A 24,741-nucleotide genomic window follows, 5' to 3' on the forward strand; every position below is an offset into this window, starting at 1 on the left:
CCATGGCGCGCAACAGTTATGAGCTCGGTGTCGGTGTCAGCGAGGACCACCTGGCCCTCGCCGACGCGGTCGCCGGTTTCGTGGAGCGGACCATCACGGCCGAGGTCGTGCGGTCCGCGGTCGAGTCCGCCGACACGGGCAAGCTCCCGTTCTGGGACGCACTCGTCGGGCAGGATCTGCTGAGCCTGCACATCGCCGAGGACCTCGGCGGTCAGGGCGCGGGCCTGCTGACGCTGGCTGTGGCGCTCGAGCCGCTCGGCCGGGGAGTTCACACCGGGCCGTTCGTGCCGACGGTGCTCGCCTCGGCAGTGCTGGCCGCAAGCGCCGGGGACAGCTCGGCCCGGCTCGCCGGATTGGCCGACGGATCGCGCACCGGTGCGGTGGCGCTGTCGTCGAACCTGACCGGCACGCTCACCGATGGTGTGCTGACCGTGAACGGCACGGCCGACGGTGTCCTCGGGGCACTGACCGCCGATGTGATCATCGCGCCGGTGACGGTGGCCGACGAGCAGCGGTGGGTCGTCTTCGAGAACATCGAGCTGACGATCAGCGCGCAGGACAGCATCGACGTGCTGCGCGGTTCCGCACGGCTGCAAGCGGATTCGGTCGAACTCGCCTTCGATCGGGTGCTCGACGTGAGTTCGGCGCGCGTGCGTTCGCTGGCCGCAGTGGTGCTCGGTGCCGAGGCGGTCGGCGTGATGTCGTGGTGTGTGTCGACCGCGTCGGAATACGCCAAGACCCGCGTGCAGTTCGGTCGCCCGATCGGTCAGTTCCAAGGTGTCAAGCACAAGTGCGCCCAGATGGGCATCGCGCTGGAGAAGGCGCGCGCGGTGTTGTGGGATGCAGCGTTCGCCCTCGATCGCGACGACGACACCGCCGATTACGCGGCCGCCGTTGCCGCGCTGATCATTCCGGACGCCGCCGTCACGGTGGCCCAGGAGTGTATTCAGGTGCACGGTGGTATCGGCTTCACCTGGGAGCACGACGCGCACCTGTACTACCGGCGGGCGCTCGCGTTGCGTGGGCAGCTCGGTGCGCGTGACGTCCGGGCCGAAGCGGTGGCCGGTTACGCGCTGTCCGGGCTCACCCTGTCCAGCGAACTGGAACTGCCTGCCGAGGCCGAGCAGATCCGGGCCGCCGTCCGGGCCGAGCTCGCCGAGATCGCGGCGATCGACGACGAGGACGACCAGCTCGTCGCCCTCGGTGACGGTGGCTGGAACCTCCCGCACCTGCCCCGACCCTACGGCCGGTCGGCCTCGCCGCTCGAGCAGGTCGTGATCGCCCAAGAGATCAAGGCCTCCGGTATCCAGATGCCGCAGCTGCTGATGGGCACCTGGGCGGTCGGCGCGATCGTGCCGCACGGTGACGAGCGCCAGAAGCAAGAACTGGTCGTGCCGACCCTGCGCGGTGAGTTGGTGTGGTGCCAGCTGTTCAGTGAGCCGGGTGCGGGTTCGGACCTGGCGAGCCTGACCACCAAGGCCACCAAGGTCGACGGTGGCTGGCGGGTGACCGGCCAGAAGATCTGGACCACGGTCGCGCAGTTCTCGGACTGGGCGATGCTGATCGCGCGCACCAGCCCCGACAAGCCCAAGCACGAAGGCATCACCTACTTCGTGCTTGACATGTCCTCGCCCGGCATCACGGTGCGTCCCCTGCGGGAGATGACCGGATCGGCACTGTTCAACGAGGTGTTCCTCGACGACGTGTTCATCCCGGACGAGAACGTGGTCGGCACCGTCGACGGCGGCTGGCACGTGGCCCGCACCACCCTCGCGGGTGAGCGCGTTGCCCTGAGCCAGAAGATGGAGGCCTACGCCACCGATACGGACCTGCTCCGTTTCGCGACCGGCCGCGACCTCTCCCCGGTGGCCCGCTACCAACTCGGCGAACTCATGGCCGAGAGCCGGGCGGTCGACGTGATCAGCTCCCGAGTGGTGCTCAAGCAGCTGTCCGGCATCGACGTGTCCACCACGTCCAGCGTCGGAAAACTGCTGGGAATGGCACTCGGACAGGCGATTTCGGAGTACGTTGTCGCCGAACTCGGCGTCGCCGGGGTGGTGTCGGTCCCCGGTGAACGCAGCGACCACGCGATGGAACAACTCATCGCGGGCCGTGCCACCACCATCTACGGCGGCACCACCGAAGTCCAGCTCAACGTCATCGGCGAACGCATGCTCGGCCTCCCCCGAGACGCCGCAGCCACCGCGTAACCCCCCGGTCGGGCGTCGGCACCCCCGACGCCCGACCATCCCCACCCGGATCACCGCACCCCCTGGACTACAGTTCGTAGTCACAATTACATCCACCCTGGGTCGGGTAATCACCAGGAAGTCTCTACCAAAGGGGCCCGCCCCGATCTGGACTGACCGGAGGGTGCGACGAAGGAGTACCCGGAGGGAGGGAAGATCGGGGCCCCGGAGGGCCCCGCTCGAGCGCGCCAGCGCTCCAAAAACACAGCCCCCAACTACCCGGGCTCGGCAAACAGTGAGGAGGGACATGACCGCACAGCACACCGACGGCAGAGCCACCCGCTGGGACCGCCACCGTGCCGATCGCCGCGAACTAATCCTCGCCGCAGCCCTCGAGGCCGTCCAAGCTCAGGGCGCTTCAGTAGGTGTACAAGAGATCGCCGACCTCGCCGGCGTCCCCCGCTCGGTCCTCTACCGCCTCTTCAAAGACCGCCAAGACCTCGACGAACAGCTCCGCGCCCGCATCATCGACGATCTGATGGCGGCACTGGCCCCCACGCTGAACCCCGAAGGTACCGTCACCGAGGCGATCGCCCGTTCCATCGACGCCTACGTCGGCTGGATCGCCACCAACCCCCGCCTGCACTACTTCCTCGGCGCGGGCTCGGATGCGACCAAGGGCCGCAACTCGCCCATCGTCTCCGGCACGAAAATCGCCATCGCGGGCACCCTGCGCGAGATCTTCGAAACCGCGTTGCGCGCCCAATCGGCCCCCGTGGCGGTCGCCGAACCGATGGCCTTCGGCTTGGTGAGCTTCGTGGACGGCAGCGTGAACCGCTGGCTGAGCCGCTCGATGCAGCCCATGGACGCCGAAGAATTGTCGTCCTACCTGCAGATCGCCATCTGGGCGGTCATCGACGCCAGCTTGCGCGAAGTGGGTATTTCGCTCGATCCGCTGACCTCGATCGCGGAGTTCACTGCCGCGAATTAGCTGTGACACGCAGTATCGTCAACCCTTGTATGGGACCGCCGGTACCATTAAACTGGTAGGTGGAACCACCTGAGGAGACACCGATGACGTTGTCCAGCTACCACGAGACCCTGCGGAGCCTGTCCGAGGGCTCGGTCACCAAACACTTCGATCCCTACGTCGACATCGACTGGGATTCGCCCGATTTCGCCGTGCGCACCGACGATCCGCGCTGGATCATTTCCGAAGAGGACCCGCTCGGCCGCCACCCCTGGTACAAAGCGCAGCCGGTCGAACGGCAGATCGCGATGGGGATGTGGCGCCAAGCGTGCATCGCGAAGGTGGGCATCGACTTCGAGCAGCTGCTGATCCGCGGTTTGATGCAGTACCTGATCTCGGTGCCCAACGGTGACCCGGAGTTCCGCTACGCCACGCACGAGGCTGCCGAAGAGTGCAACCACACGATGATGTTCCAGGAGATGATCAACCGCATCGGCTATCGCGATGTGGTCGGCATGGGCACCATCGATCGCAAGCTCACGATGGTCATCTGGCCCGCGGTGAAGTACTTTCCCAACTTCTTCTTCACGATGGTTCTCGGTGGCGAGGAGCCGATCGATCACTTGCAGAAGGCGTTGCTGCGCAGTGGAACCGACCTGCACCCGATGGTCCACCGAACCATGGAGATCCACGTGGCCGAGGAAGCCAGGCACATCTCGTTCGCGCACGAATATCTGCGCCGCAACGTGCCTTCGGCGAGCCCGGTAGCGAGATCCGTACTGTCGGTGGTCTTTCCGATCACCATGCGGGTGATGCTGTCGATGATCGCGACCCCGCCGAAGCAGTTCGTCGACAAGTTCGCCATCCCCGCCGAGGTGATGCGCGAGGCGTACTGGCGCGACCCCGGTTCCCAGCACATCAAGCGTGACGTGTTCACCGATGTGCGCGCGCTGGCCACCGATATCGGCCTGATGAACCCGGTCGCCAAGCGGGTATGGCGGGTGCTCGGTATCGACGGACCGGTCTCGCGCTACCGCAGCGAGCCCGCGCGCAGGGCCGTATGAAGGCCGAAAGCTGGTCCGCGCCCACTCGAGCCGTGGTCCCGGACAAGGATCCGTTCTTCACCCCTCGGCCGGGCTTCGAAAGCCTGGCCGAGGGCACGATCCTGCGCTCGCGCCCGGTCGAACTCGCGGCCTTCGGCCTGATCGGGCTGAAGGTGCGGGCCTGGCAGTTGCTCTATCGCACAACCGATCTCAACGGCATGCCCGAGGCCACGGTCACCACCGTGGTGGCACCGCTCGGCGGTGTCGCGCCCGGTGCGCCACTGCTGTCGTTCCAGTGCGCGATCGACGCCATCTCACCGCGCGCGTTCCCGTCGTATGCGTTGCAGCGCGGCTCGCGCGCCATCGGCACCTTCGCCCATGTCGAACTCCTGTGTTTCGCCGACGCGCTGACCAGGGGTTGGGCGATCTCCATCCCCGATCACGAAGGCATGCTCGGCGCGTGGGGCGCACCACGCGAGCCGGGCTACCGCGCACTCGACGGCATCCGCGCGGCACTGGCCTTCGAACCCGGCGGGCTCGACCCGTCGGCGCAGGTCGGTCTCTGGGGATATTCGGGTGGCGGGTTGGCGACGGCGTGGGCCGCGGAGATGGCACCGTCGTACGCGCCCGAACTCGACATCGCGGGTGCCGTGCTCGGGTCCCCGGTGGGCGATCTGGTGTCGACCTTCCACCGGCTCAACGGCAGCCTGCACGCGGGCCTGCCGACGCTCGTCGTAGCCGGTCTGCGCCGGGTGTATCCGGCCTTCGAAGAGCTCGTTGCCACCCATTTCAGCGACGAAGGCCGCGCGGTGCTCGACAAGGCCGCCCGGTCGACGACCGCCGCCGCGGTCATGCGCCTGGCCCGCTACAACGTCGACCGGCACAGCGGCACTCCGATCGCCGAGCTGCTGGCCATGGAAGCGATGTTGGGCGTCTTCGCCGACCTCACGCTCGGTGACCGCGCGCCCACCGTCCCGCTGCTGGTCGTGCAGGGCGTGCACGACCAGATCATCGCGGTCGAGGATATCGACGCGCTGGTGCAGCGCTACCGCGACCGCGGCGCGCACGTGACCTATCTGCGAGATCGGGGGAGCGAACACATCAGCCTGCTGCCGCTGTCGACACCGCTGAGCCTGAACTGGCTCGCCGACCGGTTCGCCGGTCTCGCGGTGACACCCTCGCAAACCCGCACAGTGCGCAGCGTGCTCGCGCTGCCGGCGGGGAGTCGCGGACTCGGCGCACTCGTACGCACCGCGTTCCGGGTCTTGTTCGGGCGGCCGATCACCGCGTCGGCGACCGGGCACGGCAGTGATCGCAGGGTCGGTGAAGCACGTCACGCGGCGTGAAATCAGAACTTACTCACTGGTAAGATCGGCGATAATGGGTCTGCCGACCGGCAGCAACTGGTGAGGTAAGGGGTTTGCCGATGGGGATCGTTGCCGAGCTGCCGCGCGCAGTGCGCAATGTGTGGTCGGTGTCGTTCGGTCGGGGACTCGAGTCCTATCAGCCCGCGCCGTCGACGACGGTGTACGACGGGGCGCACCGCCACCTGAAGCGCTACGACCGCGCCACGTCGGCGACGGGCAATCCCGTGCTGCTCGTGCCGCCGCTCGCGGTGACAACCGCGTGCTTCGACCTGCGTCCCGGCCAGAGCCTGGTGCGCTTCCTGCTGGAACAGGGCAGGCAGCCCTACGTGATCGACTACGGCGAATTCGGTTATGCCGACCGCGATCTCGGCCTCGAGGACTGGACCGACGACATTCTGCCCGAGGCGATCGCGCGCGTGTCCGAAGAGCACGACGGCCGCGGCGTCGACATCATCGGCTGGTCACTGGGCGGTGTACTCGCCCTGCTGACCGCCGCCTCGCACGCCGACCTGCCGATCGCCTCGATAACCTGCCTGGCCGCACCGATCGACCAGGCCCGCACCGCGTTCCTGATCCCGCTGCGTCTGGTCTCCAAGGTCACCGGCGGCCGGGAGATGGCCCTGGCCACCAAGATCATGGGCGGCATCCCGCAGGAATTCGTGCGGCTGGGGTTCCGGATCCAGGCCATCGACCGCGAGCTCGCCAAGCCGATGTACTTGGCCCGCAACGCCTTCGACACCGAAGCGCTGGCGAAGATGGAGGCCACCGACCGGTTCATGGCCAGCATGCCCGGCTACCCCGGTCGCTCCTACTGGCAGATCTACCGCAGCCTGGTGCTGCGCAACGAACTCGCGAGCGGGTCGATCCGCTTGCGCTCGGACCTGGTGATCGAACTGTCGAAGGTCACCTGCCGGGTGCTGCTGGCGGGCAGCCGCAGCGACGTGGTGGTGCCCGCGGCCTCGGTGCGCCGCGGCCTCGATGTGCTGCCCAACGCCGAGGTGGAGTTCGTCGAGGTCAGCGGCGGACACCTCGGATTGGTGTCCGCCGCCGACACGACCTGGCCCGCGATCGAGGAGTTCCTCAGCCGCTGACCACGGCCGTCCCGTGCTGCGCGCGCAGCTCGTGCTTGATCACCTTGCCGCCCGCATTGCGCGGCAGCGCGTCCACGACGACCAGCGCTTTCGGGTGTTTATAGCGGGCGAGGTGTGCGTCGAGGTGATCGGCGAGATCGGCCAGGCTGATCTCGCCGTCCTCGGCGGCGACGACCGCGACGGGCACCTCGCCCCACCGGTCGTCGGCCCGCCCGATCACCGCCGCTTCCCGGATCAGGGGATGGGCGAACAGTACGTTCTCGACTTCGGCGCAGTAGATGTTCTCGCCGCCGGAGATGATCATGTCCTTCTTGCGGTCCACCACATAGACGAAACCCTCCTCGTCACGGCGCACCAGATCACCGGAGTGGAACCAGCCGCCCGCGAACGCATCGGCGGTGGCGCGCGGGTTGTTCCAGTACTCGCGCATCAAAGTCGGTCCGCGATAGACGATTTCGCCGATCTCACCCGGCGCGACATCGTGCATCTCGTCGTCGACGATGCGGGTGGCGATGGTGGGGATCGGCTTGCCGACCGAGCCGAGCTTGCGGATGGCGTCCTCGCCGTCGAGCACACAGGTGATCGGTGACATCTCCGTCTGCCCGAAGACCGCAACGTTGAGGGCGTTCGGGAAGGTCTCGGCCATCGCGCGCAACACCGTGTCCGAAGCGGGCGCGGCACCCCAGCTGATCACCCGCAATCGCAGTTCACGCTGTGCCACAGTCGGATCGGCGCACACCAGCTGCCACTGGGCGGGCACGAGGAACACCGAGGTGGCGCCTTCGCGTTCCCAGGCATCGAGCACCTCGGTGACGTCGAAAGCTTTGAGCGGATGGATCACCGTCAGCGTGCCGAGCACGAAACAGGCTGCGACACTGCCCAATCCGGCGATGTGGAACAGTGGTGACGCGCAGAAGGCGACATCGTCGGTGCGGTAGTGCATGGCCCGGATGCAGGTGAGGGCCTGGGCGTTCATGTTGAGGTGGGTCAGCACGGCGCCCTTGGGGTTTCCGGTGGTGCCGGAGGTGTACATGATCAGTGCGGCGCTGTCCTCGGCGACATCGCGCGGCTCGTGCGGTGCGCAGTCCTCGGCGAGCAGGTCCTCGTAGCCGAGGATTCCGTCACCGGTCGGGAGCCCGACCACGATGCGGGTGGCGAACGCGTCGGTCAGCGACGACACGGCACCGACCAGCGGCGCGAGCACGACATCGGTGATCACCACCGTCGCACCGCTGTCGCCCACCTGGTACGCGATCTCGGGTGGGGTCAGCCGGAAGTTGACCGGGACGGCGATCGCGCCGAGGGTGTTGATCGCGAAAACGGACTCGATGTACTCGGTGTTGTTGAGCATCAAGATCATCACGCGGTCGCCATCGCCGACCCCGCGCCGGGCGAGCGCGTCGGCGAGACGTTCGACCCGCCAATGCAATTCACCCCAGCTGGTGGTCTTGCCGAGGAAGCGCAATGCCGGGGCATCGGGCCGGGTGGTGGCGTGCATCGCGATCTGGTTCATCCAGTGGTTGCGGCGCGAGCGTAGAGGTTCCGTGGACATCAGGCCTCCTGGGCCGGGTCGGTGATCGGGCGGGCGGCGCCGTCGAAATGGGGTGCGCGGTGGGTCAGCATCGCGGTCATTCCCTCGTAGAAATCGGCGGAGGTGAGCAGTTCGACCTGGCCGGTCTTCTCGCGGGCGAGGGCGTGATCGAGTTGGGCGAGGGTCGCGGCGTTGATCGCCGCCTTGGTCAGTTGCAGTGCGCGCCGTGGGCCCGCCGCGAGCTGAGCGGCGACCGCGTCGACCTGGTCGGTGAGATGTTCGGCGGGCAGCGCGCGGGTGATCAGCCCCGCCGCGGCGGCCTCGGTAGCGGGCAGTCGCGCACCGAGCAACGCCAGTTCGGCCGCCCGCGCGCGACCCATCGAGGCCGCCACGATCGCCGACGAGCCACCGTCGGGCATGAGCCCGATGGAGGTGAACGGCAGCAGCAGATACGCGGTGTCGACGGCGTAGATGAGATCGGCGGCCAACGCGAGGGAAGTGCCGACCCCGGCGGCAGGCCCGTTGACGTGCGCGATCACCGGCACGGGGGAGTCGACGATCGCGCGCACCACATCGTTGGCGCGATCCATCACCACCTCCGGCGACGCCTCGTTGCCACCGGCCGCAGCCGCCGCGGCCAGGTCGGCGCCGGTGCAGAACGACTTGCCCGCCCCGGTCAGCACGATCACCCGGACCTCGGGCCGGGTCTCGGCCCCGATGATGGTGTCGCCCAGTTCGCTCATCGTCTCGAGGTCGATCGCGTTCATCCGCGACTGGCGGTCGATCGTGATCCGCAGAATTCCGTGCGTTTCGCTGATCCGCAGGCTCTCGCTCATCGGGCCACCGCCTCGACGATCGAGCCGGCCAGCCGACCGGCGATCAAGGACTCGGCCTCGCGCACCATCGTCTCGATCAGCTCCGCGCAGGTGGGAATGTCGTGGATCAGGCCCTGGCACTGGCCCACGCTCCAGATCCCCGCGTCAAGGTCGCCCTCCTCGTAGACCTTGCGGCCGCGAGCGCCCGCCACGAGTTCGCGCACATCCTCGAAAGTGCCACCGCCACGCTCGATCTCGACCACCTGCCTGCTGACGGCATTGTCGGCGACCCGGGCGGTATTGCGCAGCGTCCGGAAGATCAGCTTGGTGTCGAGTTCGGTATTGGTGACGATCCGCTCCTTCACCACCTGCGCGATCGGCGACTCGACCGTGCACAGGAACCGGGTGCCCATGTTCACCCCGTCGGCACCCAGCGCCATCGCCGCGACCAGGCCACGCGCGTCCGCGATACCACCGGAGGCGAGCATCGGGATCTCGAGCTCGCGAGCCGCCGCGGGGATCAGCACCAGTCCCGGAGTGTCGTTCTCGCCTGGGTGACCGGCACATTCGAACCCGTCGATGCTCACCGCGTCGACGCCGACCTGCTGGGCCTTGAGCGCGTGTTTGACGCTGGTGCACTTGTGCAGCACCTTGATCCCCGCGTCCTTGAGGAACGGCAGATGTGTGGCTGGATTGGCGCCCGCGATCTCCACGATCGGCGCTCGGGAGTCGATGATCGCCTGGCGGTACTCCGCATACGGCGGCGGCGAAATCGACGGCAGGATAGTGAGATTCACCCCGAACGGCTTGTCGGTGAGGTCCCTGGTCCGGGCGATCTCCTCGCGCAAGGCCTGCGGGGTGGGTTGGGTGAGGCCGGTGATGATGCCGAGCCCACCCGCCTGCGAGACCGCGGCCGCGAGTTCGGCACGGCCGACCCACATCATTCCGCCCTGCACGATCGGGTGCTCGACTCCGAAGGCTTCGGTGAATCGGGTGCGCAGCATCGCGCCCTCCGTCCGGTTTCGACGTTCTCGACGGTTGCCGCGAAAGCTCTGTGCAACCCACGAGAATCATGATTAACTTAGCGAGAATTGGGATTAACTTAACGGCCGCTGAGGTGGACTGTCAACAGTGTGCGCAAGTCCGCGTCGTGTTACTCGAAGGATGGTCGAAGATGACCGAAACGCCCACTACCACACCTGTTTCTGCGACAATGCTGACGACCGTCGACGCCGTTTCCGGCGAGCCGATCGGGAGCTGGCCGATCGACGACGCGGCCGCTGTCGCCACTGCTGTCGGGCGGGCCAGGGCGGCCGCGCCGCTGTGGCGTGAGCTCGGTTTCACCGAGCGGAAACGGGCATTGCGACGGTGGGCCGCGCAGATCGTCAACAATGTCGACGAGTTCTGCGCGCTGATCAGTGCCGAGAACGGCAAGCCCACCGACGACGCCTATCTCGAGGTGATTACCGCCGTCGAACACCTCAACTGGGCGGCCGCGAACGCGCAGAAGGTCTTGAAGCCGAAGTCGGTGTGGCCGGGGTTGATGATGGCCAATGTCGAGGCGGTGATCGAGCAGCGTCCGCACGGCGTGGTCGGGGTGATCGGCCCGTGGAACTACCCGGTGTACACGCCGAACGGGTCCATCGCCTACGCGCTGGCCGCGGGCAACACCGTGGTCTTCAAGCCGAGCGAGCTCACCACCGGGGTCGGCCACTGGTTCGTCGACGCGTTCGCCAAGGCCAATCCCGCACTGCCCCATGACATTCTGAGTGTCGTCACCGGATCCGGCGATACCGGTCGCGCGCTGGTGGAGTCCGGGGTCGACATGATCGCGTTCACCGGCTCGACCGCCACCGGCAAGCGGATCATGGCGGCCGCGGCGCAACGGCTCACGCCCGTGGTCCTGGAATGCGGCGGCAAGGACGCGGCGATCGTGGCCGAGGACGCCGATCTCGCCGCCGCTGCGGACGCGATCGTCTGGTCGGCGATGGCGAACTCCGGCCAGACCTGCGTGGGCACCGAACGCTGCTATGTGGTCGACTCCGTCCTGGAAGAGTTCCTGGCCGAGGTCACGGCGCGGGTTCGCGAACTCGCGCCAGGGCAGTCCTACGGTCCGATGACGTTGCCCAGCCAGGTCGACGTGGTCGCCGAGCACGTCGACGACGCGCTCGCCAAGGGCGCCACTGCCGTATTCGGTGGGTCCGACTCGATCAGGGCGCCGTTCGTCGGCCCGATCGTGCTGCTCGACGTCCCAGAGGACGCGCCGGCGGTGCGCGAGGAAACCTTCGGACCGACGCTGACTGTGCGCGGTGTGCGCGATGTCGAGGAAGCGATCGCGCTGGCGAACGCCTCCCGCTACGGCCTGGCCTCCTCGGTGTACTCGCGCAAACGCGGCATGGAGATCGCCCGCGCGCTGCGGGCAGGCGCCACCTCGGTGAACAGCCCGTCCTCCTACGCCGCCATTCCCGCCCTGCCGTTCGGCGGAGTGGGGGAGTCCGGCATCGGCCGCATCCACGGCGCCGCCGGCCTGCTCGGCTTCACCCGCCCGCATTCGATCGCCCGCCAGCGCTTCGCGATTCCTGGCATGGCACTGCAGTCCTTCGCCCGCACCGAATCGACCATGGCGCTGGTTCGCAAGATCACCGCCCGCCGTTTCGGGCGCGCCGAATAATCACCCACCACAACGAAAGACGAGGAATCACCAGCATGGGCGTCGAATTCAGCCAAGAACACAGGGATTTCGCCGCGGCCGTCGCCGCATTCGCCAAGCGTGAGGCGGGCACCCGCGAACAGCGTGACGCGCTCACCGCCAACGACACCGAACAGCACAATCCGGGCGTCTACGCGAAAATGGCCGAGCTCGGCTGGCTCGGTTTGACCGTGCCGGAGGAATACGGTGGGTCCGCGGCCACCATGGTCGACATGTGCATTCTGCTGGAGGAATCGCTGCGCGGAATGCTGCCGATCGGGGCGATCGGACCGACTCTCATCACCGGCGGCGCCTACGCCAAATTCGGCACCGAAGCGCAAAAGGACTCCGTGCTGCGTGGCATCGTTCGCGGTGCGTCCCAATCGATTTCGATGTCGGAGCCCGAGGCGGGTTCCGATGTGGGAAATCTGTCGACAAAGGCGGTGAAGACCGCTGACGGCTGGTTGATCAACGGCCAGAAGACCTGGTGTTCCAACGCCCATATCTCCGAGAACATCCTGCTCGTCGCCCGCACCTCGAAAGACGGCGGAAAACACGAGGGGCTCACCATGTTCCACGTCCCCGCGGGCACCCCCGGTCTGCAGATCACCCCGATCGAGCTGATGGGCAACCAGAAAGAAACCAACGACCTCTACTTCACCGATTGTCTGCTCCCCGAGGACGCGGTGGTCGGCGAAGAAGGCAACGGCTGGCGCCAACTGATGACCGGCCTCAATTTCGAACGCCTCATCCTCGCCGCCATGAGCCTGGGCGCCGCCGAACGCGCCTTCGAGGACACGCTCGAATTCGTCACGCAGCGTAAGCAATTCGGGCGCCCGGTCGGCACGTTCCAGGCTTTGCGGCACCGCCTGGCCGACCTCGCCACCGAGATCGAATGCACCAAACTACTGGTCTACAGCGTGGCGCGCGAAGCCGACGCCAACCCGAACAGGATCCTCGCCAGGGAAGCCTCGATGGCCAAGCTCAAGGCCACCGAAGTCGGCAAGCGGGTGGCCCTCGAAGGTATGCAGATGATGGGCGGGTACGGCTACGCCCGCGAATTCGACATGGAAAAGCACGTCCGCGGTGCACTGGTCTCCACCATCTTCGGTGGAACCAGTGAAATCCAGCGCGACATCATCGGCCGCACCCTCGGACTCTGACCCGCCGACCTCGTCGCCACCGCCGGGGGGTGGCGACGAGGACCGCTGGTCAGGGCTTCGTGGCGACGACCAGAACGTTCTTGCCGATCAGCTTTCCGGTGATGCGCTGCAGTGCTTTGCTGAGCGGGAACACCGCCCGGTCGTAGAGCTTCAGTGCCCGCGTGTTGATCGTGCCGTCGTCATTTCCGGCGAACTTGTAAGCCAGGGTGGCGAAGAATCCGATCGGATCGCAATAGCTGGACTCCACGACATCGAGACCGGCATTGCGCAGAATCCGGTTGAGCTGGGTGCGGCGATAGCGCCGGTAATGTCCGACTTTGGTGTCCATCGACGTGAACAGCACCTCCAGCGCGGGCACATAAATCACCATGGTGCCGCCGGGGCGCAACAGCGAAGCCAGGTGTTCGGCGGCTTCCTGATCGTTCTTGATGTGTTCGAAAACGTTGAAAGAGTAAATCAGACTGTACATTTCGGATGCCGACGCCGGCGGAGTCTCGCAGTCGACGACGTGATAGCCCTTCGACGCCAGCAACTCCTGCAACTCGCCGTCGGGCTCGAGACAATCGGGCTTGGTGCCCCGCTCGGTCAACATGTCGGCATACGTGCCACGACCGGCGCCGAAGTCCAGAATTCGTTCCTCCGGGGACGTGACGCGTTTATCCACGCAGTCGATCAAGAACCTGTTGTAGTTGACCGCTTCGGTCATCGCCTCCAGGTTGTCGCACCCGGTGTACGCGAATTCGCTGCTGGTCACGCTTGATCCCCTCAATTCTTCGATGGGCGGCAATGGCGCCCCAGCGTAGTCCGGTTACATTGCGGTGCCACGACATCGCCGAAACCAACGCGAATTCAGCGGGGGAGCGGCCGCCCGAGCAGGATGGTCTGAAGCAGGCGGATCACCGTCTCCTGCGGGCAGATCCCGTCGTCACCGAAGGTCCGGCCGAGGTCGACCACCAGGCTGAACGCCGCGTGCACGAGAATTCTGGCCTCGCCGATCGAGAGCTCCGGTCTTGCCTGCGCCACGAGTTTGGCCCATTCGGTGATGATCAACTGCTGCAGGTGGCGCAGGGTCACCTGATCGGCCTGGTCGACGTGGGTGAACTCGGCGTAGTAGACGAAGGTCAGCGCGCGTTCTTCGAACGACCCGGTGACGTAGAAGTCGATCAGTGTCCCCAGCGCCTCGGCGGGGGTATCGGCGGAGGTCACCGCGGGCGTGATCGCCCCGGACACCCGGTCGGCCGCACGCCGGAAGGCCGCGGCCAGCAGATCGCTCTTGCTGCGGTAGTAGCGATACACCGCCGAGGCGGCTGACAGATCCGCCGCGACCGCGATGTCCTCCATGCTGACGTTCGGATAACCGCGCTCGTGGAACAGCTCCACCGCCTTGCGCAGCAGCAGTTCGTGTTTGAACGGCTGCACCAGTTCGGCGGCCCGCCTGGCAGGCGCGGCGCCGCGCTCGCCCGACAGATCGGCATCGATCAGCGCCCAACTGGTCGACTTCAGCAGCGGAGCAAGCAATTTCACCGAAACGGTCGCGTGGTGGTCGCCGATGCTGCTGATCATCGCCAGGATCGACACGGTGCGGATCACGCGGTCATAGCCGTCGAGTTCTGGACGCACTGCACGGATGAGAGCGCGAATGGCGGCGAGCGTCCTGGTGAACTCGTCGGTGAGCCGGTGGAAGTCGGCGGGCTCGAGGTAGCGGCGCTCCCACCGTGCCAGCGCGACGGTGGGGCGGTTGGTGATGGTCAGGTCGATGATCGCGTCGAGGACGTGTTCGAGGCGCTCACGCGGCGTCCAGCCGGCGGCCTCGTCGGGCAGTTCGACCGCGCTCAGCGCCAGCCCGGACAGTCGCAGCAGTTCCTCGCGGAACAGCGCGTACTTGCTCGGGAAATGACGGTAGAGGGCGGTGGAACTGATCTCGAGCCTGCGGGCGATGTCGTCCATGCTCACACCGTGGTAGCCGTGCGCGCCGAAGGCGGCCGCCGACTCCGCCGCGATCTGCGCACGCCGATTCTTCGGCCTGCGCTTGACCACCCGTGGTGGCGCGTCCGGTGTCGACTGTGCCGCGTGCTCGTTCGTCGTCCTGCCCATCTCGACTGTCATGTTATCGCCCAGCTACCGCAGGCCCGCGCATCGGATTCGGTCACTGGGCCTGCGTGGGCGGCGTCGGGGAATTCACCTTCTCCACGAGCCAGCTACCGTTGTCGTTGCGCAGGCTCAGCACCATGGCGAGCTGGCCGGGCTTGGGTTTGTGCCCGGTGCCCAGGCTGGTGATGGTCTGGCGGATCACCACGATCGCCTCGGCCGAGTCCTCGTCGGCGGTGCGGATCGCGCACTGGGTGTCGGTGACCTGCGAGGTGACCTCGCCCTGGGTGAGCACTTCCCGCAATTCGGTGCTGGTCGATTCGAACTGCTTCTTCCAGTCGCCGACCGCGCCGTCGAGCACCGCCTTGAAGTAGGTGTCGAGGTTCTTGCTGTCGTAGTCGGCCAGCACGGGCCCGTAGTGGCAGGCGGCCTCGCGTGCCTGTTCCTGGGCTCGCAGCAGGTTGTTGCTGTGCTGGTTCTGCACGAACATCACCACCGAGGTGGCGAGCGAGGCGCACACGACCGCTGCCACGCCCACCCGTGCGGCGACCGTGGCGGAACGTCCGTGCCACCACGACACGATTGCCTCGTCCTTCGCCGCCGTCGGCTCAGCGTCCACGGCGGATTCGGATTCGACGACCTTCGTCATCTCGACAGCGGTGTCGGCGGTGGTCGCGCCGGAATCGGTGGCCGATTCGTTCGGGGTGTCGGTTTCGTCGTTGCTCATAGTCGAATTCCTCAACGGGGTGCGGGTACAGCGGGTTGGGACAGTTCGTTTCCGGTGACGCCGGGCGGTGGCCCCGCACCGTTGTCGGGCCCCGGCGGCCTCGGTGCGTTGGCCGAACCACGCACCTGCAGCGCCGGATTGGAGGTGACGCAGTAGTTGTAGAGGCGCACCCTGGTGTCGGTGGTCTCGGTAGTGGGCACCACGGGCACGGTCTCGTATTCACACGAAGGCCGTGGCCACGGGTCGATGAGGGTGAAGAAGCCGCCGTCGTGGGCCGGGACGCCGACCGCTTCGGCGAAGCGGCTCAGCGACGGGAACAGTGCCTCCAGTGCTGGTTGCCGGAGTTTGGCGGCTTTGGTGATGGCGACGAAGTTCGTCACCAGGTCGGTGATCGGATCGTGGGTGCGCGCGACGAACCCGCCCAGCGTCGCCAACTGTCCCGGCCCCTGTTCCAGGAGGTGGCGCACCTCGGCGTCGGCGGCGCTGAACTGCCGGAACAGGGCGGTGCCCGACCGGGTGAGTGTGGTGAGGTCCGGTTGCGCGTGCGAGGTGGTTTCGGCGATGACCTGAAGATTGCGCAGCAACTGTTGGGTCTGTGGCAGCAGTTCGGTGAGCCCCGCCATCGCCCTGCTGATCCCGGAGATCATGTTGCGCAACCGATCCGGGCCCCCGGCCAGCGCTTTGTCGAGCTCGTCGACGATGACCGTGAGCCGCTCGGGATTCATCCCCCCGACCAGCCCGCTCATATTGGCCAGCACCGACTGTATGGGCACCGGCACCGAGGTCCGCTCGCGCTCGACCACCGAGCCGTCGCGCAGATAGGGCCCGCCCTCGGAGACGGGCCGGAAGTCCAGGTACTGCTCGCCCGCTGCGGACAACCGGTTCACGGCCACCGTGCCACCGACGGGAATCCTTGTCCCCCCGTCGATCTCGGCCACGGCCGCGACACCGTCACCGGACACCCGAACCGCGCTGACCCGGCCTACTCTCCACCCACGGAAGGTGACATCGCTACCCACCGACAACCCACCCGAGGTCGCCAACTGCACGGTCACCGAATACTGCGAACGGCTCGGATCGATCCGCAGCACCGCACCACCCAGATACAGACAGCCGAGCACGAGCACGACGACCAGCCCGGCATTGGCGACCGCAATCCGCTTGCGCACCAACCAGTTCCACAGTGGTGAATTCATCGCGGACCCTCCTGCGGTGCGGGTTGCGGGACGCTGGTCACACGGCCGAACACCTTCGCGAGGACCTCGGCGAGACTGCCGATGAACGCGGGCACATCGCTGCCTTCGGGCCAGCGGCTGCCCGACGGGTCGGTGAGGGCGCCGATGTCGAGATAGGACACCGTTGCCGCCACCGCCAAGGTCGGGCCCTGCAGCGAGGCCATCAGCGAGGGGTAGAGGGTGTGCAGACCGTCGAGGGTGCCGGTGAGGTCGTCGCCCATGCTGGTGAACCCCGACATCAGGTTCTGCACGCTCTGGAACAGGCTCACGAACTGCGGCCCGTTGCTGGTGCTGAAGTCCCCGAGCGCGTCCATGGTGACCGCCACCTTGCCGATCAGATCCACGATCGACTGGTTGTTCTCCGCGACCAGGCCGATCAGCTGCGGAAAGCTGTCCGCGACGGCACCGAGTTCGGCCTTGCGTCCGGCGAGCTCGCCGGTGAGCACCTGCAATCCGTGCAGGGTGGCGTCGAGATCGCCGGTGCGTGCATTGAGCGCGCCGATCACGTCGGTCATCTCGGTGACCAGGTGGCGCAGTTGCGGCGCGTGCCCGGCGAAGATCGAATCCAGTTCGGAGGTGATCCGCGCGGCCTGGTTGATGCCGCCACCGTTGATCAGCATCGAGATCGACATCATCAGCTGTTCGACCGAAGCGGCCGAGCCGGTGTGTTCGATGCTGATGGTCTCGCCCGCGCGCAGCGGTGCGCCCGCCTCGGCATCGGTGGGCAGGGTCATCGCGACGAAGACATCGCCCAGCGGCGTCGCCTGACGCAGTTCGGCGGTGGTGCCGCGCGGCAACTGGATGTCCTCGCGGATCAGCATTTCGACATCGGCGAGAAACGAGCTGGCCGAAATGTCGGTCACCACACCGATATCGGTGCCGCCGATCTTCACCTGGGCCCGGTCGGGCAGGTTGAGCGCGTCGCGGAAGGTGGCGTGCAGGGTGTAGCCGGGACCGCCGATGCCGGGTTCTGGCATCGGCAACTCCCGCACCGTGAGCGAGCAGGCAGTACTCGCCGACACCACGACCGCAGCACACACCGCCGCTGAAACCCGTGTGCGCACGTTCATTTCGTAATTCCCAGCAGTGCGGCGGTGAGTCCGAAGTCGGGGCCGAAGTCGGCGATCTTTCCGGTGCGGCAGCCGTCGTGGCGCATCTGGACGCGTTCGCAGAACAGCGACAGTGCCTCGCCGTCGAGCGCCGCCTTCTCGAGCAGTCCGTGCAGGCGTAACGCTTGGCGTTCGCGGCTGACAGCGTTGTCGATATTGTCGAAGAACAGCGGTCCGACATCGACGATCTCGGTGAGTCCGCGGGCGTTGGCCCGCATCTGGGCGGCGATGGCGACGAACTTGGTGAGCGCGCCCGCCAGCTGATCCTGGTTCTGCCCGACCACCGAGGCGGTATTGGTGACGAAATCGTCGAGCTGTTTCAGCACGGCCTGCAAACCGGGTGCCTGATCGCCGAGCAGGGTGATCAATTCGGTGATGCGGCCACTGAAATCGCGCACGGTCTGGTCGTTTTCGGCGATGATCTGGGTGATCTCCTCGAGCCGGATGACCGTGTTCGCGATCTGATCCTTGTTGGCCAGGGTCACCTCGAAGGCCCCCGACAGCGCGTCGAGGGTTTCGCGGAGCCGGTCGCCGTTGCCGTCGAGCAGCGGGAACAGCACCCGGCTGGCCATCGGACCCGCCTCGCTGTCGCCTTTGAGCGCGGCGCCGAGCTGGTCGAAGTTCTCCAGGATGCGGTCGAGTTCGACGGGAGTTCTGGTGCGCGCCAAGGGAAGGTGCGCGCCGTCGGCGAGTTCGGGCCCGGACCCGGTGTAGGCGGGCGCGAGTTCGACGTGCCGGTTGGTGATCAGCTGCGGGGAGATCAGCGCGGCCATCGCGTCGGCCGGGATCCGCACGTCACCCTTGATCGACATCACCACCTCGACATAACTGCCGCGCGGCGTCACCGATTCGACGACACCGACCGGGACGCCGAGCACCGCCACCTCGTTGCCCTCGTACAACCCGGCCACGCTGTCGAAATCGGCGCTGATCCGCTTGTTCTCGCCGAAGTACCGCTCGCCCAGATTCGACACGCTGCTCGGTAGCAGCGAGCAGCCCGACATCACCGCGGCGGCCACACACAGCGCGGCCAGTTTCGCTTTGCTTCTCATCAGTTGCACCCCTGTAGGGCCTGCGCGAAGCACAGCCAGTTGTCGGGAAAGAGCCACGGTGCCCACACGTCGCCGTACGGGCCGTTGCCGACCACGTTGTTGAACTGGCGCAGAGTGACCGGGGTGATCTCGTAGAGCCGGTCGAGGTTTTCCTTGTTCTTGGTCAGCCCGTCGGCCATGGTGTCGAGGTTGGTGATCAGCGGCCCGAGTTCACCGTTGTTCTCGATGCCCATGTCCTGCAACAGTTTCGACAGTGCGGCGACATTGTCGAGTAGCTGCGTCAGCAGCGTCTGTCTGGTCTGCACCGCGGCGCCGATCGCCTCGCCCCGGGTGAGCAGCACGAGCACGCTGTTGCGGTTGTCGGAAGCGAGCTGCGACACCTGGTCCATGCTTTTGAGCAGGATGTCGACCTCGTCGCGGCGGGCATTGATCACCTGAGCCAGCGAGCCGATGCTGTCGAGCGCCTGCACGGCCATCGCGGGGGAGTCGCCCATCTGCTTGTCGAGCAGGTCGAGCGCGGTCCGCAGCTTGCTCGGGTCGAGGCGCTCGATCCGTTCGAACGAGGACGTGTACTGCGGGTCCTGGATCACCTTGCTCAAGTTGTATGGCACAGAAGTGTTTTCGATGGTGATCCGGTTGCCGGCAAGGGTGCCGCCCTTGCCCGGCTTCAGGTCGATGTGGAGCTTGCCGAGAATGGTCGACATCTTGATCGCGGCCGTGGCATCAGCGCCAAGGCGCAGGTCGCGGCGCACGGCGAGAGTGACGACGACCCGGTCGTTGACCAACTCGACCGCGCGCACCGCCCCCACCTCGATTCCGGAGATATCGACGGTGGCACCCGCCCGCAACCCGGCAGCCTGCGCGAACTCGACCTGTATTGTCTTGTCGCCCAGTCGAAGCTGCGCGAGCAGACTGGAACCGCCGAGCAGCACCGCCACCGCGAACACCGCGCCGAGACCCAAGCGCAGATTGCGGTTGTTGCGCAGGATGGCGATCATCGGCACACCCCCGACTGCGATTCGCCGCCCACCTGGGAGAAGATCCCCGGCGGCAACACCACGTTCCACAGCGACACATCGAGCCGGCAGATATAGGCATTGCCGTAAGCCCCGTAGCTGGTGAACCGGGCGACACCGTTGAGGAAGTCGGGCAGCTCCACTGCGGCCCGATCGAGCGCGGCACCGTTATAGATCAGCATCATCACGCCCTGGGTGGCGGTGCGCTGCGCCTGGCCCATGCCCGGTTTCACCTGGCCGATGAGCGTGACCAGGGAATCGGTGGCGGTCGCCACCCGGTCCACCGAACTCTTCAACGCTTGTCCTTCCGCGTAGAGCCCGTCCATCAGGCTGCGGGTCTGGGTGATCAGGGTTTCCAGCTCGCCGCTGCGGTTGGCCAGACCCGCCATCACGGAGCTGAGGTTGACCAGCACGTCGCCGAGGATCTCGTCGCGCTGGCCGAAAGTATCGGCAAGCTCTGCCGCCTGGGTGATCAACGCCGACAGCGAGATCTCGTTACCCTGCAGCGCCTGGATGAGCGTTTCCGACAGGGAGTTGATCTGGTCGGGTTGCAGCACGCTGAACAACGGCTCGAAACCCGACAGCAGCGACGACACATCGAAGGACGGCTCGGTGCGGGTGAGCGGAATCTGCGACCCCGGCGGCACCCGCACGCCCGCTGCCTCACCGGCTGCCAGGGCGACGTAGCGCTGGCCGATCAGATTCTGGTAGCGGACAAGGGCTTTCGTCGTGTCGGTGAGGTGCTGGCGGTCCTCGATCTGAAAGTCGACCCGCGCCAGGTAGTCGTCGGTGAAATCGATCTTGTCGACGCGGCCGACGCGCACCCCGGCCATCCGGACGTCATCACCCACGCGCAGTCCTAGCACATCGGTGAACAGCGCCGAGTAACTGTTGGTGGTGCCCGGCACGCTGCGTTGCAGTGTCGACCAGACGGTGTAGGTGAGCACCACCGTGAGGACGACGAAGCAGCTGAACCCGAGCAGTGCTCTGGTCGATTTCATCGCGCTACACCGCACTTTCGGAGACGAGCGGGATATCGCCCAGTATCGGACCGAGCAACAGGCGTTGGATGACGGTGGGGCGTCCACCGACCAAGGCTGCCACCGCAGCGGGACCTCGCACCGAGATCGGTGTGGCCGCACCGGGATTCGACAGTGGCGCGGCGGCCGGTGCGGTGAGACCGGGGATGGCGGGCAGTCCGGGAATCGACGGCAGGCCCGGAATCGCAGGCAGGCCCGGAAGCCCGGGCACGCTGGGAAGCACAGGCGAGCTGGGTAGGCCGGGTATCTGCACGGTCGGCGGCGGACCCGCCGCATCGAGGCGCTGCGGCAGCTGCTGAGCCGGATACTCCTGCGGCGGTGCGACTTCCGGCACCGACGGGCCGCCGCAGCGCGGCCCGGTCATGTCGCCGTAGTGCGGACAATCCGCCGCCGTGTACTGCTGGAACGGCGTGAACGACACGTCCATCTTCCACACCATCTGCTTGCGTGGCCCGAAGTGGAACACCTGCTGTAGCTTGCGCAGCGACGCATTGAGGTTGGCGGCGGTCGTCTGCAGCGCACCCGGATCCTTGGCCAATGCTCCGAACACCGTGTCCAGACCGGCGACGAGTTCCTTGCCCGAATTCGGGTTCGCGGCGAACAGCTTGTTCACCGCCCCGACGGTGGAGTTGCCCTCGGTGAGCAGCGCGACCAGCTGGGTGCGCTGCTCGTTGAGGGTATTCGCGGCAGTCAGCGAATCACTGAGCATGCCGACCAGTTCGGGTGCGGACTGACTCAACGCCATCGACGCACGGCCGAGATCGCCGAGCAGGCCACCGATTTCGGGAATCCGGTGCACCTCGGTCACCCAGGTGTCGAGACGTTCGATGGTGGACCCCGGCACACGCGCCCCGCCGTCGAGTGCGGCCGCCAGGGTCGCCAGCACGCGGCCGAGTTTCTCCGGCTGGATGGTGGTGAGCACATCACGCAGCGTGTTCAGCGTGGACTGCAACTGCACGGTCGCCGCGCTGGTGTCCTCGCGGATGGTGGCGCCTGCGCGCAGAGTGGTGGCCGAGGTTCCGTTGTCCACCAACTGGATCGAGGTGACGCCGAAGATGTTGTCCGGGATCACCCGTGCGGTAACGGTGTCCGGAATCGTCTCGGCCAGACCGGGTTTCAGTTCGAGGGTGGCGTGTTGGAGCCTGCCTTTGGCGACCATGTCGACCGCCGAGACCGCACCGACCAGCATCCCGCGATACTTGACGTCGGCGCGCTGCGGCAGGCCGTCGCCGGTGCTGGTCAGCTCGGCGCCGACCACGACGGTGTCCTCGAACTCGCCGTTGTAGCGCATGCCGAGCAGATACATCGCGACCGCGAGCGTCAGCCCCACGGCCAGGCCTGCGAGGGTGAGCTGGAACGGTTTGGGCCCGCGGCCGCTTGGATCGAGAATCATCGACCTATCCCGAGATCCGGAATCCGGGGTCGATGCCCCAGATCGCAAGGGTGAGAAACAGATTCGTGAACACCATCACGACGATGACCATCTTGATCGCCCGCCCCGCCGCGACCCCGACACCTTCGGGACCGCCGGTGGCGGTGTACCCGTAGTAGCACTGGATGAAGGTGGAGATCAGCACGAAGATCACGACCTTGAGCACCGAGAAGAACACGTCGCCGCCCACCAGGAACTGGAAGAAGTAGTGGTCGTAGGTGCCCGCGGTGGTGCCGCCGAGGAACAGCACCGACAGTTTGGTCGCGATGTAGGCCACTGCGAGGCCGAGCGTGTAGAGCGGGACGATGGTGACCGTGGCCGCGATCATCCGAGTGGTGACCAGGTAGGGCAGCGGGCGGATGGCGATGGATTCGAGGGCGTCGATCTCCTCCGAGATCCGCATCGAGCCGAGTTGGGCGGTGAAGCGGCAGCCGGACTGGATGGCGAACGCCAGGGTGCCCAGGATCGGCGCGATTTCGCGGGTGGTGGCGAAACCGGAGATGGCGCCCGTGAGCGGGCCCATGGTGAGCAGGTTGAGCGCGGTATAGGACTCCACGCCGACGGTGATGCCGCCGAACGCGCACAGCACCACCACCACACCCACGGTGCCGCCGCCGACGATCAGCGACCCGTTGCCCCACCCCACATCGGCGACCAGACGGGCCACCTCCTTGCGATAGTGGCGCAGCGCGAACGGAATCGCGAACAGCGCCTGAAAGAACACGATGGCCTGATGTCCGACGCGCTGATTGGCCCGCACCGGCACCTTGGCCGCCTCGCCGACCATGCGCACCGGGCGCATGACGGGCGGAATGTATTCGGCTGCCATCTCAGACCACCTTCGACGGGAAGAAGGTGTTGTAGAGCTGGGTGACGATGATGTTGGTGGCGAACAGCATCAGCGCCGACGACACCACCGCCGAGTTCACCGAGTTGGCTACTCCGCCCGGCCCGCCTTTGGTGTGTAATCCGATGTCGCAGGCGATGATCGCGGTGAGCACGCCGAAGAGGGCGGCCTTGAACAGTGCGACGATCAGGTCGTCGGCCACCGCGAACGAGGCGAACGAACCGATGAACGAACCCGGAGTGCCGTGCTGGGCATAGACATTGAACAGATACGCCGTCGCGAAGCCGACGAACACGATGAATCCACACAGCAGCATGCTCACCAGCACGGCGGCGGCCAGTCGCGGCGCGACGAGCCGACGCACCGGATCCACGCCCATCACCCGCATCGCGTCGATCTCCTCACGGATGGTGCGCGAACCGAGGTCGGCGCAGATAGCCGACCCGACCGCGCCCGCGATCATCAGCGAGGTGACCAGCGGCGCGCCCTGGCGGATGATGCCGAGCCCGGCCACCGCCCCGATGAAGGTGGTCGCACCGACCTGATTCACCAGCGCGCCGACCTGGATCGACACCACCACCGCGACCGGGATCGCGACGAAAACGGTCGGCAGCGCGGACACGTTCGCCATGAACGCGCACTGCTTGATGAACTCGTGGTACGGAAACCGCCGCTGCACAAGGGAAAGGAACAACTGCCCGATTGCCGCCCTGGCGAGCAGCACCTGCCTGCCCAGCGTCTCGATCGACTGCTGCGGGTGCCGTCGCCACAGCCCGGTGGCGCTGTCGACGATCTTGTCGATTTCCGACGGTTCGACCGCGGGTCCTGTCATGCGCTCAACCCCCGCTCGAGCAGAACGAGCAGTGCGCCTACCGCGGCGACGCCGAGTGTGACAACACACAACACCGCGATCCACATTCCCACGCGGAGAACAGGATTCACCCGCGTGTGCCCGCCGAGGATCTTGACTACGATCACCACGATGTCGATGAACCAGACCACCGCCATCATCAGGTCATCGTCACGTTCGCGAAGGTGAGCACCGGCCAGCACACGATGGATCCGAGGAAGGAAATAACCAGGTCGACGCCGTGTAGACCGCGCAGATGGTCGGTGTGGGTGAGACTCCAGATGACCCCGACGAGACCGTAGGGGATACCGATGATGATGAGCGTGCCGAGGAACTCCGACACCTTCATCTCGTAACTGAGAAACCTGTCCAGCCGTCGCAGCATGGCGATACCGCTGTTCCTTCCGTCGAGAACCGGTCGGTGACGCACGCCGGGAGGCGAGTCGTCGACGGTCCGGCGATGTAGCCGACATTTCGTCGTCGATCC

The 24,741-nt window shown here is 66.5% G+C and carries 23 protein-coding genes; 7 read left to right on the forward strand and 16 right to left on the reverse strand.

From position 1 onward, the window contains the following. Window positions 1-2 precede the first annotated feature (2 nt). From ACFW6D_RS09760 to ACFW6D_RS09780, 5 genes are all read left to right on the forward strand, one after another. A complete protein-coding gene (locus tag ACFW6D_RS09760; protein ID WP_379326590.1) occupies window positions 3-2,210 on the forward strand; it encodes an acyl-CoA dehydrogenase in 2,208 nt (735 codons plus the stop codon). 286 nt (window positions 2,211-2,496) lie between these two features. After that, a complete protein-coding gene (locus tag ACFW6D_RS09765; protein WP_379326592.1) occupies window positions 2,497-3,180 on the forward strand; it encodes a TetR/AcrR family transcriptional regulator in 684 nt (227 codons plus the stop codon). A gap of 83 nt (window positions 3,181-3,263) precedes the next feature. Beyond that, on the forward strand, window positions 3,264-4,223 hold the full coding sequence (locus ACFW6D_RS09770) for a diiron oxygenase (RefSeq protein WP_379326594.1): 960 nt from the start codon (window positions 3,264-3,266) through the stop codon (window positions 4,221-4,223). After that, on the forward strand, window positions 4,154-5,548 hold the full coding sequence (locus tag ACFW6D_RS09775; RefSeq protein ID WP_379326596.1) for a lipase family protein: 1,395 nt from the start codon (window positions 4,154-4,156) through the stop codon (window positions 5,546-5,548). The genes ACFW6D_RS09770 and ACFW6D_RS09775 overlap by 70 nt, the downstream gene beginning before the upstream one ends. A gap of 80 nt (window positions 5,549-5,628) precedes the next feature. Next, complete coding sequence (locus tag ACFW6D_RS09780; protein WP_379326598.1) at window positions 5,629-6,660, forward strand: alpha/beta fold hydrolase; 1,032 nt, start codon at window positions 5,629-5,631, stop codon at window positions 6,658-6,660. Here ACFW6D_RS09780 and fadD5 read toward each other — a convergent pair. Genes fadD5 through ACFW6D_RS09795 form a run of 3 tightly spaced genes read right to left on the reverse strand, consistent with a single transcriptional unit; the run spans window position 6,650 to window position 10,010 of the window. Further along, window positions 6,650-8,212: a fatty-acid--CoA ligase FadD5 gene (gene fadD5 / locus ACFW6D_RS09785; RefSeq protein WP_379326600.1), complete on the reverse strand. Its 1,563-nt coding sequence runs from the start codon at window positions 8,210-8,212 to the stop codon at window positions 6,650-6,652. The two genes, ACFW6D_RS09780 and fadD5, sit on opposite strands and share 11 nt — an antisense overlap. Continuing rightward, window positions 8,212-9,027 (reverse strand): enoyl-CoA hydratase, encoded by an 816-nt coding sequence (locus ACFW6D_RS09790; RefSeq protein ID WP_379326602.1) that lies wholly within the window; start codon window positions 9,025-9,027, stop codon window positions 8,212-8,214. The genes fadD5 and ACFW6D_RS09790 overlap by 1 nt, the downstream gene beginning before the upstream one ends. Next, the gene (locus ACFW6D_RS09795) at window positions 9,024-10,010 is read right to left on the reverse strand and encodes an NAD(P)H-dependent flavin oxidoreductase (RefSeq protein WP_379326604.1); all 987 of its coding nucleotides are present in this window, start codon (window positions 10,008-10,010) and stop codon (window positions 9,024-9,026) included. Before ACFW6D_RS09795 ends, ACFW6D_RS09790 begins: the two co-directional genes overlap by 4 nt. Before the next feature lie 170 nt (window positions 10,011-10,180). Here ACFW6D_RS09795 and ACFW6D_RS09800 point away from each other — a divergent pair, with 170 nt between their 5' ends. After that, the gene (locus tag ACFW6D_RS09800) at window positions 10,181-11,677 is read left to right on the forward strand and encodes an aldehyde dehydrogenase family protein (protein WP_379326606.1); all 1,497 of its coding nucleotides are present in this window, start codon (window positions 10,181-10,183) and stop codon (window positions 11,675-11,677) included. Window positions 11,678-11,712: 35 nt separating this feature from the next. Continuing rightward, complete coding sequence (locus tag ACFW6D_RS09805; RefSeq protein ID WP_379326608.1) at window positions 11,713-12,858, forward strand: acyl-CoA dehydrogenase family protein; 1,146 nt, start codon at window positions 11,713-11,715, stop codon at window positions 12,856-12,858. A gap of 49 nt (window positions 12,859-12,907) precedes the next feature. Here ACFW6D_RS09805 and ACFW6D_RS09810 read toward each other — a convergent pair whose 3' ends face one another. From ACFW6D_RS09810 to ACFW6D_RS09870, 13 genes are all read right to left on the reverse strand, one after another. Next, window positions 12,908-13,612 carry a class I SAM-dependent methyltransferase gene (locus ACFW6D_RS09810; protein WP_379326610.1) on the reverse strand — a complete coding sequence of 235 codons (705 nt, stop codon included), beginning with the start codon at window positions 13,610-13,612 and terminating at the stop codon, window positions 12,908-12,910. 95 nt (window positions 13,613-13,707) lie between these two features. Further along, entirely contained in the window at window positions 13,708-14,952 is a 1,245-nt protein-coding gene (locus ACFW6D_RS09815) for a TetR/AcrR family transcriptional regulator (protein WP_379326612.1), read from the reverse strand. A gap of 52 nt (window positions 14,953-15,004) precedes the next feature. Next, window positions 15,005-15,673, reverse strand: a complete 669-nt coding sequence (locus ACFW6D_RS09820) for a hypothetical protein (protein ID WP_379326614.1) — start codon at window positions 15,671-15,673, stop codon at window positions 15,005-15,007. Between the two features lie 11 nt (window positions 15,674-15,684). Then, complete coding sequence (locus ACFW6D_RS09825; protein ID WP_379326616.1) at window positions 15,685-16,869, reverse strand: MCE family protein; 1,185 nt, start codon at window positions 16,867-16,869, stop codon at window positions 15,685-15,687. After that, window positions 16,866-17,978, reverse strand: a complete 1,113-nt coding sequence (locus ACFW6D_RS09830; RefSeq protein WP_379326618.1) for an MCE family protein — start codon at window positions 17,976-17,978, stop codon at window positions 16,866-16,868. The genes ACFW6D_RS09825 and ACFW6D_RS09830 overlap by 4 nt, the downstream gene beginning before the upstream one ends. After that, on the reverse strand, window positions 17,975-19,069 hold the full coding sequence (locus ACFW6D_RS09835) for an MCE family protein (protein ID WP_379326620.1): 1,095 nt from the start codon (window positions 19,067-19,069) through the stop codon (window positions 17,975-17,977). Before ACFW6D_RS09835 ends, ACFW6D_RS09830 begins: the two co-directional genes overlap by 4 nt. Next, window positions 19,069-20,067, reverse strand: coding sequence for an MlaD family protein (locus ACFW6D_RS09840; protein WP_379326622.1), 999 nt, complete (start codon window positions 20,065-20,067; stop codon window positions 19,069-19,071). The genes ACFW6D_RS09835 and ACFW6D_RS09840 overlap by 1 nt, the downstream gene beginning before the upstream one ends. After that, window positions 20,064-21,086, reverse strand: a complete 1,023-nt coding sequence (locus ACFW6D_RS09845) for an MlaD family protein (RefSeq protein ID WP_379326624.1) — start codon at window positions 21,084-21,086, stop codon at window positions 20,064-20,066. Before ACFW6D_RS09845 ends, ACFW6D_RS09840 begins: the two co-directional genes overlap by 4 nt. Before the next feature lie 4 nt (window positions 21,087-21,090). Continuing rightward, window positions 21,091-22,518, reverse strand: coding sequence for an MCE family protein (locus ACFW6D_RS09850; RefSeq protein WP_379326626.1), 1,428 nt, complete (start codon window positions 22,516-22,518; stop codon window positions 21,091-21,093). 4 nt (window positions 22,519-22,522) lie between these two features. Continuing rightward, window positions 22,523-23,386 carry an ABC transporter permease gene (locus tag ACFW6D_RS09855; protein ID WP_379326628.1) on the reverse strand — a complete coding sequence of 288 codons (864 nt, stop codon included), beginning with the start codon at window positions 23,384-23,386 and terminating at the stop codon, window positions 22,523-22,525. Between the two features lies 1 nt (window position 23,387). Then, complete coding sequence (locus ACFW6D_RS09860; RefSeq protein ID WP_379326630.1) at window positions 23,388-24,236, reverse strand: MlaE family ABC transporter permease; 849 nt, start codon at window positions 24,234-24,236, stop codon at window positions 23,388-23,390. Continuing rightward, the gene (locus ACFW6D_RS09865) at window positions 24,233-24,415 is read right to left on the reverse strand and encodes a hypothetical protein (protein WP_379326632.1); all 183 of its coding nucleotides are present in this window, start codon (window positions 24,413-24,415) and stop codon (window positions 24,233-24,235) included. The genes ACFW6D_RS09860 and ACFW6D_RS09865 overlap by 4 nt, the downstream gene beginning before the upstream one ends. Next, window positions 24,415-24,639, reverse strand: a complete 225-nt coding sequence (locus ACFW6D_RS09870) for a hypothetical protein (protein ID WP_379326634.1) — start codon at window positions 24,637-24,639, stop codon at window positions 24,415-24,417. The genes ACFW6D_RS09865 and ACFW6D_RS09870 overlap by 1 nt, the downstream gene beginning before the upstream one ends. Between the last annotated feature and the right edge of the window lie 102 nt (window positions 24,640-24,741).

This window comes from Nocardia sp. NPDC058705, from assembly GCF_042749305.1.
In the GTDB taxonomy this organism is placed as follows: domain Bacteria; phylum Actinomycetota; class Actinomycetes; order Mycobacteriales; family Mycobacteriaceae; genus Nocardia.

What these genes read in the sequence shown, in the direction of transcription:
- ACFW6D_RS09760 (WP_379326590.1), top strand. Translation starts at nt 3, where the DNA reads ATGGCGCGCAACAGTTATGAGCTCGGTGTCGGTGTCAGCGAGGACCAC.
- ACFW6D_RS09765 (WP_379326592.1), top strand. Translation starts at nt 2,497, where the DNA reads ATGACCGCACAGCACACCGACGGCAGAGCCACCCGCTGGGACCGCCAC.
- ACFW6D_RS09770 (WP_379326594.1), top strand. Translation starts at nt 3,264, where the DNA reads ATGACGTTGTCCAGCTACCACGAGACCCTGCGGAGCCTGTCCGAGGGC.
- ACFW6D_RS09775 (WP_379326596.1), top strand. Translation starts at nt 4,154, where the DNA reads ATGGCGGGTGCTCGGTATCGACGGACCGGTCTCGCGCTACCGCAGCGA.
- ACFW6D_RS09780 (WP_379326598.1), top strand. Translation starts at nt 5,629, where the DNA reads ATGGGGATCGTTGCCGAGCTGCCGCGCGCAGTGCGCAATGTGTGGTCG.
- fadD5 (WP_379326600.1), bottom strand. Translation starts at nt 8,212, where the DNA reads ATGTCCACGGAACCTCTACGCTCGCGCCGCAACCACTGGATGAACCAG.
- ACFW6D_RS09790 (WP_379326602.1), bottom strand. Translation starts at nt 9,027, where the DNA reads ATGAGCGAGAGCCTGCGGATCAGCGAAACGCACGGAATTCTGCGGATC.
- ACFW6D_RS09795 (WP_379326604.1), bottom strand. Translation starts at nt 10,010, where the DNA reads ATGCTGCGCACCCGATTCACCGAAGCCTTCGGAGTCGAGCACCCGATC.
- ACFW6D_RS09800 (WP_379326606.1), top strand. Translation starts at nt 10,181, where the DNA reads ATGACCGAAACGCCCACTACCACACCTGTTTCTGCGACAATGCTGACG.
- ACFW6D_RS09805 (WP_379326608.1), top strand. Translation starts at nt 11,713, where the DNA reads ATGGGCGTCGAATTCAGCCAAGAACACAGGGATTTCGCCGCGGCCGTC.
- ACFW6D_RS09815 (WP_379326612.1), bottom strand. Translation starts at nt 14,952, where the DNA reads ATGGGCAGGACGACGAACGAGCACGCGGCACAGTCGACACCGGACGCG.
- ACFW6D_RS09820 (WP_379326614.1), bottom strand. Translation starts at nt 15,673, where the DNA reads ATGAGCAACGACGAAACCGACACCCCGAACGAATCGGCCACCGATTCC.
- ACFW6D_RS09825 (WP_379326616.1), bottom strand. Translation starts at nt 16,869, where the DNA reads ATGAATTCACCACTGTGGAACTGGTTGGTGCGCAAGCGGATTGCGGTC.
- ACFW6D_RS09830 (WP_379326618.1), bottom strand. Translation starts at nt 17,978, where the DNA reads ATGAACGTGCGCACACGGGTTTCAGCGGCGGTGTGTGCTGCGGTCGTG.
- ACFW6D_RS09835 (WP_379326620.1), bottom strand. Translation starts at nt 19,069, where the DNA reads ATGAGAAGCAAAGCGAAACTGGCCGCGCTGTGTGTGGCCGCCGCGGTG.
- ACFW6D_RS09840 (WP_379326622.1), bottom strand. Translation starts at nt 20,067, where the DNA reads ATGATCGCCATCCTGCGCAACAACCGCAATCTGCGCTTGGGTCTCGGC.
- ACFW6D_RS09845 (WP_379326624.1), bottom strand. Translation starts at nt 21,086, where the DNA reads ATGAAATCGACCAGAGCACTGCTCGGGTTCAGCTGCTTCGTCGTCCTC.
- ACFW6D_RS09850 (WP_379326626.1), bottom strand. Translation starts at nt 22,518, where the DNA reads ATGATTCTCGATCCAAGCGGCCGCGGGCCCAAACCGTTCCAGCTCACC.
- ACFW6D_RS09855 (WP_379326628.1), bottom strand. Translation starts at nt 23,386, where the DNA reads ATGGCAGCCGAATACATTCCGCCCGTCATGCGCCCGGTGCGCATGGTC.
- ACFW6D_RS09860 (WP_379326630.1), bottom strand. Translation starts at nt 24,236, where the DNA reads ATGACAGGACCCGCGGTCGAACCGTCGGAAATCGACAAGATCGTCGAC.
- ACFW6D_RS09865 (WP_379326632.1), bottom strand. Translation starts at nt 24,415, where the DNA reads ATGATGGCGGTGGTCTGGTTCATCGACATCGTGGTGATCGTAGTCAAG.
- ACFW6D_RS09870 (WP_379326634.1), bottom strand. Translation starts at nt 24,639, where the DNA reads ATGCTGCGACGGCTGGACAGGTTTCTCAGTTACGAGATGAAGGTGTCG.